This is a genomic window from Ruegeria sp. YKSD179, assembly GCF_059612885.1.
The window spans coordinates 1-11,910 of record NZ_JBXWRL010000079.1 but is presented as its reverse complement, the minus strand read 5'-3'; the positions used below and the strand labels follow the sequence as shown (position 1 = coordinate 11,910).

The window sequence follows — 11,910 nt, the reverse complement described above, 5'->3', positions numbered from 1 at the left end:
ACACTAGAAGAAAACGTGCTGCGTCAGCGCGTGACCACTGACATCACGACCAAAGGCGGTCAGTTCGACATCATGACAATCGGTATGTACGAGACACCGATTTGGGGTGCGAACGATTGGCTCGTTCCCTTGGATGGCATGTCCGCAGAATATGATGTTGGGGATCTTCTGCCAGCAATGGCAGGTGGTCTAAGCCACGAAGGTACGCTCTATGCAGCACCTTTTTATGGTGAAAGCTCAATGATCATGTACCGCACCGACCTGATGGAAAAAGCCGGTCTGGAAATGCCTGAAGCGCCGACATGGCAATTCATCCGCGAAGCAGCGGCCGCAATGACAGACCGGGACAATGATATCAACGGTATCTGCCTTCGCGGCAAGGCTGGTTGGGGCGAAGGTGGTGCTTTTATCACCGTAACCGGGAACTCTTTCGGAGCACGCTGGTTTGACGAGAACTGGAAGCCCCAGTTTGATCAGCCCGAATGGAAAGAGGCACTTACGTTCTTCGTGGACATGATGGGTGAATCCGGACCGGCGGGTTATGCAACCAACGGTTTCAATGAAAACCTATCGCTATTTCAGCAGGGCAAGTGCGGTATGTGGATCGACGCGACCGTTGCGGCGTCTTTCGTGACTAACCCGAATGATTCGACTGTAGCGGACAAAGTTGGCTTTGCGCTGGCTCCAAATTCTGAAGGCGTCGACAAACGTGCCAACTGGTTGTGGGCGTGGGCGCTTGCCATCCCGGCGGGTACTCAGCAAGAGGATGCAGCCAAGCAATTCATAGAATGGGCAACGTCGAAGGATTACATCGAGTTAGTGGCCGAGAACGAAGGCTGGGCCAACGTACCTCCGGGCGCTCGGACATCTTTGTATGAAAACGACAATTACAAGGATATTCCCTTTGCGCAGATGACGCTAAAGTCAATCCTTGCCGCTGACCCGCAGAATTGCTGCGCGCAGCCGACGCCGTACACTGGCATCCAGTTCGTGGCGATCCCAGAATTTGCAGGCATCGCCACACAGGTGAGTCAGGAGTTCTCGGCGGTCTATGCGGGCCAGCAAACGGTAGATGAAGCTCTTGCTAAAGCGCAGGCCTTTACAGCTGAAGAGATGGAAGCCGCAGGTTACTAAGGCACACTCCCAAAGCGGGTGGGCAGGGGACTGCCCCCCGCGGCCTTCTTTCACAAATTGAATTTTTCTCGCAGGCTGCAATTGGCTTGAACAGAGAGGTTTTGCGTCATGGCTACTCAACATTCCCGATCCGTTGCACGCCTGATGATGGCACCCGCAGTGGTCCTGCTGCTTGGCTGGATGCTCGTGCCCCTGACGATGACGCTGTATTTTTCCTTCAAGAAATACCTGCCGCTGCGCGGCGGTGATTTAGGATGGGTCGGATTTGACAACTATATTCGTTTTGTCTCGTCCAGCGCATTCTGGCCTGCAGTACAAGCTACTTTGGTAATCGTCGGCGGTGTTCTTGTGATCACTGTCGTACTCGGCGTTTTGATGGCTATGCTGCTGGATCAACCGATGTGGGGGCAGGGTGTTGTTCGCATTCTGGTCATCGCCCCGTTCTTTGTAATGCCAACCGTGTCTGCGCTTGTTTGGAAGAACATGTTTATGGATCCGGTAAACGGCCTGCTTGCCCATCTATGGCGGTTCTTTGGAGCAGAGCCGATCTCTTGGCTGTCCGAAGCTTCGATGACTTCGATAGTCATGATCGTTTCTTGGCAATGGTTACCCTTTGCGACTCTGATCCTTCTAACCGCAATACAGTCTTTGGACAGCGAACAGCTTGAGGCTGCCGAGATGGACGGAGCCCCGCCGCTGAAGCGATTTTATCATATCATCTTGCCGCACCTGAGCCGCGCGATCACTATTGTGATCTTGATACAGACAATATTCCTGTTGTCGATATTTGCCGAGATTTTCGTAACCACAGGTGGTGCTTTCGGAACTCGGACGCTGACCTACCTGATTTTCCAACGTGTGCTGGAAAGTCAAAATGTGGGTCTCGGTTCAGCCGGCGGTGTTTACGCCATCATCCTTGCCAATATCGTAGCCATCTTCCTGATGCGCATCGTCGGCAAGAACCTGGACGCGTGAGGAGAGAAAATCATGGCCCGCGCAGTCACGACACGTCGCAAATCGTTTAACACCGCCCTAGCTTGGGCAGTTGGTCTGCTGATATTTTTCCCGATCCTTTGGACGATCCTGACCAGTTTCAAGACTGAGGCACAGGCAATCGCAAGCCCGCCACTGTTTCTTAACTTTAACTGGACCTTGGAAAACTATGCCATCGTGCAGGAGCGTTCAGATTACATGCGTTTCCTTTGGAACTCGGTAATAATTGCGGGTGGGTCGACCCTATTGGGTGTTATTGTCGCAGTGCCCGCCGCATGGGCAATGGCCTTTGTGCCATCCAAACGCACCAAAGACATTCTGCTGTGGATGCTTTCGACGAAAATGTTACCAGCGGTTGGCGTGCTTTACCCGATTTACCTTCTGTTTATTCGGTTGGGTCTTTTGGACACGCGCGGCGGTCTGGTTGTTGTGTTGATGCTGATTAACCTGCCTATCATCGTTTGGATGCTTTACACCTACTTCCGCGAAATCCCCGGAGAGATTCTGGAGGCCGCGCGGATGGATGGGGCGACACTGAAGGAAGAGATCCTTCACATACTGACACCTATGGCGGTACCTGGCATAGCATCAACTGTATTGCTGAACTTCATTCTGGCTTGGAACGAGGCGTTTTGGACCCTGAACCTTACCGCCGTGGACGCGGCCCCGTTGACCGCGTTCATCGCCAGCTATTCCAGCCCAGAAGGTCTGTTCTTTGCGAAACTTAGCGCGGCATCGACCATGGCGATTGCACCAATTCTAATCCTTGGCTGGTTCAGTCAGAAACAACTTGTCCGCGGCTTGACCTTCGGCGCTGTGAAATAAGGAACGAGACAAATGGGACGCATTCAACTCAAGTCCGTGACGAAAAGCTTCGGCGACGTCGAGGTCATTCCCCCTCTGGATCTGACAATCGAAGATGGCGAGTTCACAGTTTTTGTTGGCCCTTCGGGTTGCGGCAAGTCCACCTTGTTACGCTTGATCGCAGGGTTGGAAGACATCACCTCAGGCTCGATCGAGATTGATGGATCGGATGCAACGGACGTACCGCCCGCGAAACGAGGGTTGGCGATGGTGTTCCAGTCCTATGCGCTTTATCCGCATATGACCGTGCGCAAGAACATTGCGTTTCCGTTGCGTATGGCAAAGCTGGATCAGGCTGAGATCGACCGTCGCGTCGAAGGAGCTGCAAGTGTTCTGAACCTGACCGACTATCTGGATCGCCGACCCGGGCAATTGTCTGGCGGTCAGCGCCAGAGGGTTGCAATTGGCCGAGCAATTGTCCGGGAACCCGCAGCGTTCCTTTTTGATGAACCTTTGTCGAACCTCGACGCGGCTTTACGCGTTGGTATGAGGCTGGAAATCAGCGAGCTTCACGAACGTCTTGCGACGACCATGATATATGTCACCCACGACCAGGTCGAAGCAATGACCATGGCTGACAAGATTGTTGTGCTTCAGGCAGGTGTAATCGAACAAGTCGGCAGCCCTTTGGAACTTTACCGTACGCCGCGTAACCTTTTCGTAGCGGGTTTTATTGGCTCGCCCCGGATGAACTTCATCGAAGGCGAAGAGGCCGAAAAACATGGAGCGCACACCATCGGCGTACGACCTGAACACATCGCTGTTTCCGAAAATGAAGGAACTTGGAATGGCGTAGTAGGCGTTTCCGAACATCTTGGGTCAGATACTTTCTTTCATATTCACGAAACAGGCTTGGCGGAAACTATCACTGTGAGAGCTGATGGTGAGGTCGGTTTCCGACATGGTGACCGTATCCAGCTGACGCCGCGTGCGGATGTGATTCATCGTTTCGACGCGAAAGGCTTGCGAATCGAATGAAACGGTTGGCTGGCAAAACGGCACTCATAACAGGTGCTGCCCGCGGTATTGGACTAGCCTTCGCCGAGGCCTACGCCTCAGAAGGTGCGCGTGTAGCATTGGCAGATGTCGACGTCGCACGTGCGCAGGAATCTGCGTCAGAAATAGGGTCTTCAGCAATGGCTGTAGAAATGGACGTCCGCGAACAAAGCAGTATCGATAACGCAATTTCTGAGGTTTCTTCGCATTTTGGCCCAATTGAAATCTTAATTAACAATGCTGCGATTTTTTCAGCCGCTCCGATCACTGAAATCGAAAGACAGGATTACAATAGGGTATTTGAAATCAATGTCGCCGGAACTCTGTTCACGCTTCAGGCCGTTGCCCGGCACATGATCGAAAATGGAACCAAAGGCAGGATCATCAACATGGCTTCGCAAGCCGGACGTCGTGGTGAACCATTGGTGGCAGTGTATTGTGCCAGCAAAGCGGCTGTCATTTCGCTGACGCAGTCAGCGGGATTGAATCTAATACCGCATGGGATCAACGTGAACGCCATCGCGCCAGGGGTTGTCGACGGCGAACACTGGGATGGTGTCGATGCCTTTTTCGCAAAATATGAGGGTAAAGAACGCGGGCAAAAAAGGCGCGAAGTCGCGTCAGCGGTACCCTATGGCCGCATGGGGCGCGCTGAGGATCTGACGGGGATGGCCGTTTTCCTGGCATCTGATGAAGCTGAGTACATCGTGGCTCAAACCTACAATGTCGACGGTGGAAATTGGATGAGCTGATGAACCCAACAGCAAAGGCGAATGCACCGGTAAAATTGCGGTGCGACCGATTAAATGATTTGCCCGCGCACGTCAAAACACCGAAGTACCGGCGCGAGGATTTGAAGCCTGGCATCGTTCATATCGGCCTTGGGAATTTCCACCGTGCGCATCAGGCTTGGTATATCCACCAACTCATGCAGCAAGGCGTGGCAAAGGATTGGGCGATCATAGGGGCAGGGGTTCGAGCCTATGACGCAGCAATGCGTGAGAGGTTATTGGCGCAAGACTGTCTCACGACACTGATTGAATTGGACCCATCCGGAACATCTGCCGAAGTTATCGGCCCTATGATCGGCTATCTTCCAATCGAGTCTGACAATTCGTCGCTGATCCGGCAAATGGCCGAACCGGCCATCCGCATTGTGTCACTTACTGTGACCGAAGGCGGGTACTACCTCGACGCGAATTCTTCAGAATTCGATATTCATCACGAAGAAATACTCCGTGATGCTCAAAATCCCGACCATCCAGGCACGGCATTCGGCGCAATTGTGGCGGCACTTGCACGGCGCAGGTCGGCCGGGCTGAAACCCTTCACGGTTCTTAGTTGCGACAACCTGCAAAGCAATGGCGCGATCCTGCGAAACTGCGTTGTTGGGTTGGCAGGGCTATCTGACCCGGGATTGGCTGATTGGATTGATCGATACGGAGCTTTTCCAAATTCGATGGTGGATTGCATTGTGCCGGCCACAACGGATCAGGTGGTCGAACAAGCTATGGAACTAGGCATCAATGATCTCGCACCTGTAACGCATGAGAACTTTCGGCAATGGGTGATTGAAGACAATTTCTGTGGAGATCGACCCCCGTTTGAAAATGTTGGCGTAACAATAACGAAAAACGTTCACGCCTATGAGGTGATGAAACTGCGTATATTAAACGGCGGTCATCAGCTTCTTGCAAATGTGGGAGAGATCCTGAGTGCACCGACAATTTCATCCTGCATGCAGGATCCAGATATCTCGGAGTTCTTCCAGAAGGTTCAGGTTGAAGAAATTGTGCCTCTTGTTCAGGCTGTTCCAGGGGCTAGCCCAGTCGACTATCTTGCTTTGGTAAAGAGGCGGTTCTCCAATACTGCGATCCACGACACAACCCGCAGAGTAGCTTTTGACGGGTCTTCCCGGCATCCGGGGTTTTTGCTGCCGTCGCTGCGTGATGCTATAAACGCTGGGACGCCTATCTCTGGCTTGGCATTGTCACAAGCGCTTTGGTGCCGGATGTGCACTGGCCTTCGCGAAGATGGGACCGAGATTTCCCCGAACGATCCGATCTGGAACGAATTGAAAGGTGCCGCCCTCGCAGCGCATGAGGGAGCGCAGGCGTGGATTGGAAAAGCCAACCTTTACGGCGAAATTGGTCACGACGAGCGCTTTGCGGCTCAGTTCAAAGTTTGGTTAGACGAGATTGTTAAAAACGGTAGCCGTGCAGCGATACGTCGTTATTTGGCTTAACGGAACGGAGTGGTCCGAATTCTAACCAATTGGATGCTGGAAAATCGGCTTTGCAACGGCGATTGTATCGGTAATGATCATCTCAATCAGTAACCATCATTGTGTGTGGGCAAACGCAAAACACGACCTTTGGGGATCATCCCGAATGAAAACTGATTGACATGTCGCGGCCAACTTCACTATTTCCCGGCTTACTGTTGGGGTGCCAAATTTCGGCTGAGACGTTTACGCGAACCCATTGAACCTGAACCGGTTAGAACCGGCGTAGGAAACAGTTTCAAGGTGGACCCCACCGCTGGTTTCCCTCGCTCGTTCTGACATAAGTCGAAGAGATTCTGGGCGTGTCGTCCATAAGATTTGCTGCAAATGATAAATTTGAAAACACCGGCAATTCTAAGTCGTCTGGCCTGTGTTTTGTCAGGGTAAAGAACGTCGGCAGATCTCCGAAATGTCCTGATGAGCTACTTTGTTAGCTTTTGTGAACAAGGAAACCAATTGTGAAACATCTGATAATGTGCGCGGCCCTCGTCCTGCCGACACCTGTGTGGGCAACTGACAAGATGACCATTCTACTTGACTGGTTTGTAAACCCTGACCACGGACCCATCATTGTCGCTCAGGAACTTGGGTATTTTTCCAATGCAGGGTTGGATATTGAAATCATTCCTCCGGCAGATCCATCAGCGCCCGCCAAGTTGGTTGCTGCAGGGAAAGCAGATTTAGCGGTCAGTTATCAACCTAATCATCACCTGCAGGTGGCAGAAGGTTTGCCTCTGGTCCGAGTAGGTACTCTGATAGCCACTCCTCTAAACTGTCTACTGGTTCTGAAAGACGGATCAGTAAAGCAAGTTTCAGACCTAAAGGGCGGCAAAATAGGATTTTCGGTTTCTGGTTTCGAAGAAGCATTGTTGACAACCATATTGAAGCGAAATGGCGTCAGCCTGGATGAGATCGAACTTGTGAATGTAAATTTCTCGCTGGGGTCGTCGGTTATGTCCGGTCAGGTCGATGCCGTAATCGGAGCCTACCGGAACTTTGAACTAAATCAGATGAAAATAGAAGGCGTCGAAGGGAGGTGTTTTTACGTAGAGGAAGAGGGAGTGCCGACCTACGATGAATTGATTTATGTGGCGAACGCTGATCGAATGGATTCAGATTTGGTTCGTCGGTTTTTGGGTGCTACCCAATTGGCCACTCAGTTCATTGTCAACAACCCGATCGAAAGTTGGAGCGTCTTCAAAAACTACGCTGCGGAGTTGAATGACGATTTGAACGCAAAGGCTTGGATCGACACGTTGCCAAGGTTTGCTCTACGTCCTGAGGCCCTGGACGAAGGTCGCTATGAACGGTTCGAAGCGTTCCTCTCGGATATTGGGCTGGTTGAGGGTACTAGACCCGTCTCGAAATTGGCGGTTGATTTAGGAGAGCAATAATCAAGCGACCATTAAACATGGTAAAAACCCAGCCATCGAATTGCAATTCGATGGTTGCAGGTCACAAAGGTTGAGATTGAATTTGCTATGTGCTGACGAACGCTTTGACGTGTCATCGCGCATATTACCTTCTTCAATGTATGCCCTAGGAGATTGCGTTGAGTCAGTTGAGGATGGTTCGGGGTTCACAATTGTAGCAAATGTTATGCCGACTCGCTTTCGATGACCGCCATAACCGACGAATAAGTTGAAACGCAGTAGGGCACGCAGTAGCTGACCATTGCCTTTATTATTTCCGGACGCGTAATCGTGCCTGCGATCAATTTATCTGCATAGTTGATCAAGAAAAATACGCTGCCAATTATTAAGGCTATGCGACCTGCGCGTCGCATGACCGAAGGCTGGATTGCAAGATTCAGAAATTTGGCCATTTGTGATCTTCACCTTTGAAGCCTAAGGAAACTGCTGGCGTCTCGCTCAGTTATTGCCTTGAAAGACCACAAGCAAGGTTGAAGAAGCAACTCTAAATAACAGGGACCACCTCCGCGGGTCGTTCATCTCATCTTAAATGGATCGGGGATGGGTGCGTCAGAGGTATTTATCCAGACACTTTTAGCGCGTGTATAATCCAGAACGCTCTCCATTCCTCCCTCGCGACCCAGACCGCTTTCCCCGAACCCGCCGAAGGGTGCAATCGGCGAAACGACGCGGTAAGTGTTAACCCAAATAATGCCACTTCGTACTGCGCGGATCATGCGGTGAGCCCGGGATAGGTTGTTTGTAAAGACGCCTCCTGCCAATCCGAAATTGGTTGAATTGGCCATTGCGATGGCTTCATCTTCGGTATCGAAGGTAAGAACGCTAAGTACCGGACCAAACAATTCCTCGGTAACCGAGTCCGCATCCTTCACATTTGAACAGTCCAGTATAGTTGGCAGGTAGTATTGTTTTCCCTGATATCCTTCAGGGCGTGCTCCACCAGTTATCAGTATCGCGCCCGCAGCGATACTGCTCTCGACGACACGTTCAACTTTGTCGATTTGTGCCTTGGTCGCCAAAGGACCGTATTCCGTAGCCGGATCCGATGGGTCACCGATCAGGATATCCTCAGCCTTGGCTTTGAGTCGGCCAATTAATTCGTCCTTCACTCGACGCTGAACTAAAAGACGCGACCCGGCAACGCAGCTTTGCCCGGCGGCGCCAAAAATTCCTGCCACAACACCATTGATCATGGAATCCAAGTTTACATCGTCGAAAACTATGACAGGCGATTTCCCGCCAAGCTCTAGCGTGGTGTATGCAAGGTTTTCTGCCGAGTTTTGAACGATTTGCCTTGCGGTACCAGGGCCGCCTGTAAAAGCAATGCGTGCAACGTCAGGATGCGATGTCAGCACTTGTCCGCATTCTTCGCCAAAACCCGTTATCACGTTGAAAACTCCAGGTGGAAAACCCGCTTCGTCTACAAGTTCTGCAAATTTCAGCAGCGGCCCCGGTGCATCTTCAGACGCTTTCAGCACAATGGTGCATCCTGCCGCCAGTGCAGGGCCGAATTTGACGGCTGCCAAAAATAACTGTGAGTTCCACGGAACGACAGCTGCCACGACCCCGATTGGTTCGCGGCGTAAATAGACTTCAAGTTCTTCCTTGTCGATTGGTAAATGGCTGCCTTCGATCTTGTCCGCAAGGCCCGCAAAGTAACGCACATAGTCGGCGGTATAGCCGACCTGACCCTTCGTTTCCCGGATGATTTTACCCGTGTCGATGGTTTCAATCTCGGCTAAGTCCTGCGCATTTTCTGCCAATAAATCCGCTAGTCGGTACAGCAGCTTTCCTCGTGCAGTGGGTGTCAAGCCAGCCCATTCACGCGACAGAAAGGCGCGGTTAGCCGCCTCGACCGCGCGGGCTGTGTCTGCGGCACCAGCTGCAGGCATGATGGCCCATGTTTCACCTGTTGACGGGTTTATGCTTTCAAAAGTGGAACTACCTTCGACAAAAGAGCCGTCAATGTAGTTTCGAAAAACCGGAAAGTCTCCCATTCAGCTGGCCTTTCGAGCGGGGTCACCAGACATCACTGGAACGATGTGTTCGATAAACCTTATGAGAGATTTCTTTTTCTCTTCGTGCGGATAGCCATTGTCGATCCAATAACTGAACTGATCTACCCCCCAGGATTCGTAGAGTCTTAGTCTCGTAATTACTTCTTCGGGCGTGCCGATCAGCAAATCGCGGCGCATCACGTCTGGGGCGTACATTGGGTTGGCGGCCAGCTCTTCCTCGCTAAGTGGTTCGATGAACCCGTCTTGAATAGGTCGCTTATTCATGAACCAAGCGCCAAAGTAGTTGAAATACTTGTTAAATTGTTTTGCTGCGTCCTGCGCCTCTCGCTCATTTTCGACCATGTGGGTGTGTTTGCACAACATTACTTCGCGCCGGAGTTTTCCCGGATTCTTCGCCAAAGCTTCGTTGTACTTTCGCATCAAGTCATCGACTTCTTCGTCGCCTTTCCAAAGCGGCGTGATCATTACATTGCAGTCGTTTTCCACGGCAAATTCGTGGCTGGATATATCCCGAGCGGCAACCCAAATAGGTGGGTGCGGTTGTTGCAATGGCAGAGGGCTAGGTGTGGTTTCGGGGAAGTTCCATATTTCACCTTTGTGGGTATAATTTTTTGACCAAAGGCCTTTGATTGCCGGGATAATCTCACGAAGATGAGCGCCGCCTTCGGGACCTGGCATTCCATCACATAAGCGGTCAAACTCAAACTGGTAAGCCCCGCGCGCGATACCTAGTTCCAGCCGCCCATCGGTGATAATATCGGTCAACCCAGCCTCACCTGCGAGTTTAAGAGGATGCCAAAATGGCGCGACGACAGTGCCGGTGCCAAGACGAATGGTTGTTGTTTTTTGCGCCAAATGAGTGATGTAGATAAATGGGTTGGGTGCGATGGTGAATTCCATGCCGTGATGCTCACCAACCCAAGCGATTTCAAACCCACCGGCTTCTGCAATTTCTACCAGTTCGACTAGTTCGTCCAGCAGCTCTGAGTGCGGCTTGGCTGGATCATTGCGCTCCATGTGCACGAACAGCGAAAACTTCATATGCTTATCCCCCGCTTTGCATCGATCGTTGAAGCGCGCCTACTCTGCCCACGTCAGAGTCGCCAAAATATACGCCGAACGCGTCCTGTCGGTGTTCCGCGATAAAGCGTTTCACCATACTGCGTACAGCCATGTCACTTATCTTGCCTTGATCTATGGAATCGATTGGAATCCATCTGCCGTTGCCGTCAGTTAGTTTTCCAGCGGCAGAACCGCGGTAGTAGATTGCCGTTTGATCGGTTGTGTTGTCCTCGAAAACGGCAAAAACAAAACCTACTAATACTTCAAGGCCGCGCATTTTGAGCTTGGCTTGCAACCCGCTGGAACCACCAAGACGAGGCGCCGTCGGCAACATAAGACCGCCATCGGCACTCATCTCAAAGTAAAGATGCTCATTTTGCTCAAGCAGGATGCCAACAGTGTTTGCATGTTGGGTGTTTTCGGATGCCGTGATTGCCTCTTGTGCCAAGCCAAAGGTGATATAGCCGCCTTTATGGTAAACCAGCGGATTTCCTTGATTGCCTCCAAACGCCTGTACTTTACCGATCAGGACAATGTGGTCGCCTGCGTCCACCACGTTGTGTGGTACACAATCGAACCACGCAGCTGTATCCGCGATCACTGGACTGGCGGTTGTTTCCCGGCGGGTTTCGATTCCTGAAAACTTGTCCGGCACTTTAGAAGCAAACTGGTTTGAGATGTGCTTCTGATCCTCAGTCAAAACGTTGATAACATAGGATGTCGCCTGTTCGAATATTTCGAGGCTAGAAGAAGTTTTGCTGAGGCAGACTAATACCAAGGGCGGATCAAGAGAGACCGAGGTAAAGCTGTTGGCTGTGAAACCGCGTTTCTCTCCGGTTTCAGATTCCGTTGTGACGACCGTGACCCCAGTTACGAATGTGCCAAGGGCTCGACGAAACTCGCGTGGATCGAACTGAGGCATCTGTTGATCCTTCCAAAATTCTCGAAGCACGTTATTGACCCTGTCGGGTGCGTCAAACGTCATAACATGGCGTTCGCCATCCAAGCTGACGTATGTGCCTAGTGGTGCCGCCTTGGCCATTGCCGCGGACATTGCCGGAGTGGAATTTGGATCAAGTTCGCCGGTTGCGAATAACGCCGGGACCGTAAGTCTCTGCAACTTGCC

11 protein-coding genes and 1 riboswitch are annotated in these 11,910 nt (G+C 51.7%); of the genes, 7 read left to right on the top strand and 4 right to left on the bottom strand.

The window, feature by feature from the left end; translation table 11 throughout:
* From AC2FNE_RS23110 to AC2FNE_RS23080, 7 genes are all read left to right on the top strand, one after another.
* Nucleotides 1-1,134: ABC transporter substrate-binding protein (locus tag AC2FNE_RS23110; RefSeq protein ID WP_496806399.1), on the top strand; the 1,134-nt coding region annotated here is incomplete at its 5' end.
* A gap of 108 nt (nt 1,135-1,242) precedes the next feature.
* The gene (locus AC2FNE_RS23105; RefSeq protein ID WP_170479907.1) at nt 1,243-2,109 is read left to right on the top strand and encodes a carbohydrate ABC transporter permease; all 867 of its coding nucleotides are present in this window, start codon (nt 1,243-1,245) and stop codon (nt 2,107-2,109) included.
* A gap of 12 nt (nt 2,110-2,121) precedes the next feature.
* Complete coding sequence (locus AC2FNE_RS23100) at nt 2,122-2,952, top strand: carbohydrate ABC transporter permease (RefSeq protein WP_170479905.1); 831 nt, start codon at nt 2,122-2,124, stop codon at nt 2,950-2,952.
* 12 nt (nt 2,953-2,964) lie between these two features.
* Nucleotides 2,965-3,969: an ABC transporter ATP-binding protein gene (locus tag AC2FNE_RS23095; protein ID WP_170479903.1), complete on the top strand. Its 1,005-nt coding sequence runs from the start codon at nt 2,965-2,967 to the stop codon at nt 3,967-3,969.
* Nucleotides 3,966-4,739 carry an L-iditol 2-dehydrogenase gene (locus tag AC2FNE_RS23090; RefSeq protein ID WP_496806398.1) on the top strand — a complete coding sequence of 258 codons (774 nt, stop codon included), beginning with the start codon at nt 3,966-3,968 and terminating at the stop codon, nt 4,737-4,739. Before AC2FNE_RS23095 ends, AC2FNE_RS23090 begins: the two co-directional genes overlap by 4 nt.
* Nucleotides 4,739-6,232 carry a mannitol dehydrogenase family protein gene (locus AC2FNE_RS23085; protein WP_496806397.1) on the top strand — a complete coding sequence of 498 codons (1,494 nt, stop codon included), beginning with the start codon at nt 4,739-4,741 and terminating at the stop codon, nt 6,230-6,232. Before AC2FNE_RS23090 ends, AC2FNE_RS23085 begins: the two co-directional genes overlap by 1 nt.
* 188 nt (nt 6,233-6,420) lie before the next feature.
* A riboswitch (TPP riboswitch) is annotated at nt 6,421-6,520 on the top strand.
* A gap of 209 nt (nt 6,521-6,729) precedes the next feature.
* The gene (locus AC2FNE_RS23080) at nt 6,730-7,665 is read left to right on the top strand and encodes an ABC transporter substrate-binding protein (protein ID WP_496806396.1); all 936 of its coding nucleotides are present in this window, start codon (nt 6,730-6,732) and stop codon (nt 7,663-7,665) included.
* A gap of 203 nt (nt 7,666-7,868) precedes the next feature.
* Here the strand turns inward: AC2FNE_RS23080 and nrtS are convergent, their stop codons facing one another.
* From nrtS to AC2FNE_RS23060, 4 genes are all read right to left on the bottom strand, one after another.
* Complete coding sequence (nrtS, locus tag AC2FNE_RS23075) at nt 7,869-8,096, bottom strand: nitrate/nitrite transporter NrtS (protein WP_170605517.1); 228 nt, start codon at nt 8,094-8,096, stop codon at nt 7,869-7,871.
* A 123-nt stretch (nt 8,097-8,219) separates the two neighbouring features.
* Complete coding sequence (locus AC2FNE_RS23070) at nt 8,220-9,701, bottom strand: aldehyde dehydrogenase (protein WP_170605515.1); 1,482 nt, start codon at nt 9,699-9,701, stop codon at nt 8,220-8,222.
* Nucleotides 9,702-10,763, bottom strand: coding sequence for an LLM class flavin-dependent oxidoreductase (locus tag AC2FNE_RS23065; RefSeq protein WP_496806395.1), 1,062 nt, complete (start codon nt 10,761-10,763; stop codon nt 9,702-9,704).
* A gap of 4 nt (nt 10,764-10,767) precedes the next feature.
* Nucleotides 10,768-11,910 (bottom strand): flavin reductase (locus tag AC2FNE_RS23060; RefSeq protein ID WP_496806394.1); only part of this gene is annotated, 1,143 nt, incomplete at its 5' end.

Bases quoted from the DNA above. Each gene is read 5' to 3' on its own strand.
- AC2FNE_RS23105 (WP_170479907.1), top strand. From the start codon at position 1,243: ATGGCTACTCAACATTCCCGATCCGTTGCACGCCTGATGATGGCACCC.
- AC2FNE_RS23100 (WP_170479905.1), top strand. From the start codon at position 2,122: ATGGCCCGCGCAGTCACGACACGTCGCAAATCGTTTAACACCGCCCTA.
- AC2FNE_RS23095 (WP_170479903.1), top strand. From the start codon at position 2,965: ATGGGACGCATTCAACTCAAGTCCGTGACGAAAAGCTTCGGCGACGTC.
- AC2FNE_RS23090 (WP_496806398.1), top strand. From the start codon at position 3,966: ATGAAACGGTTGGCTGGCAAAACGGCACTCATAACAGGTGCTGCCCGC.
- AC2FNE_RS23085 (WP_496806397.1), top strand. From the start codon at position 4,739: ATGAACCCAACAGCAAAGGCGAATGCACCGGTAAAATTGCGGTGCGAC.
- nrtS (WP_170605517.1), bottom strand. From the start codon at position 8,096: ATGGCCAAATTTCTGAATCTTGCAATCCAGCCTTCGGTCATGCGACGC.
- AC2FNE_RS23070 (WP_170605515.1), bottom strand. From the start codon at position 9,701: ATGGGAGACTTTCCGGTTTTTCGAAACTACATTGACGGCTCTTTTGTC.
- AC2FNE_RS23065 (WP_496806395.1), bottom strand. From the start codon at position 10,763: ATGAAGTTTTCGCTGTTCGTGCACATGGAGCGCAATGATCCAGCCAAG.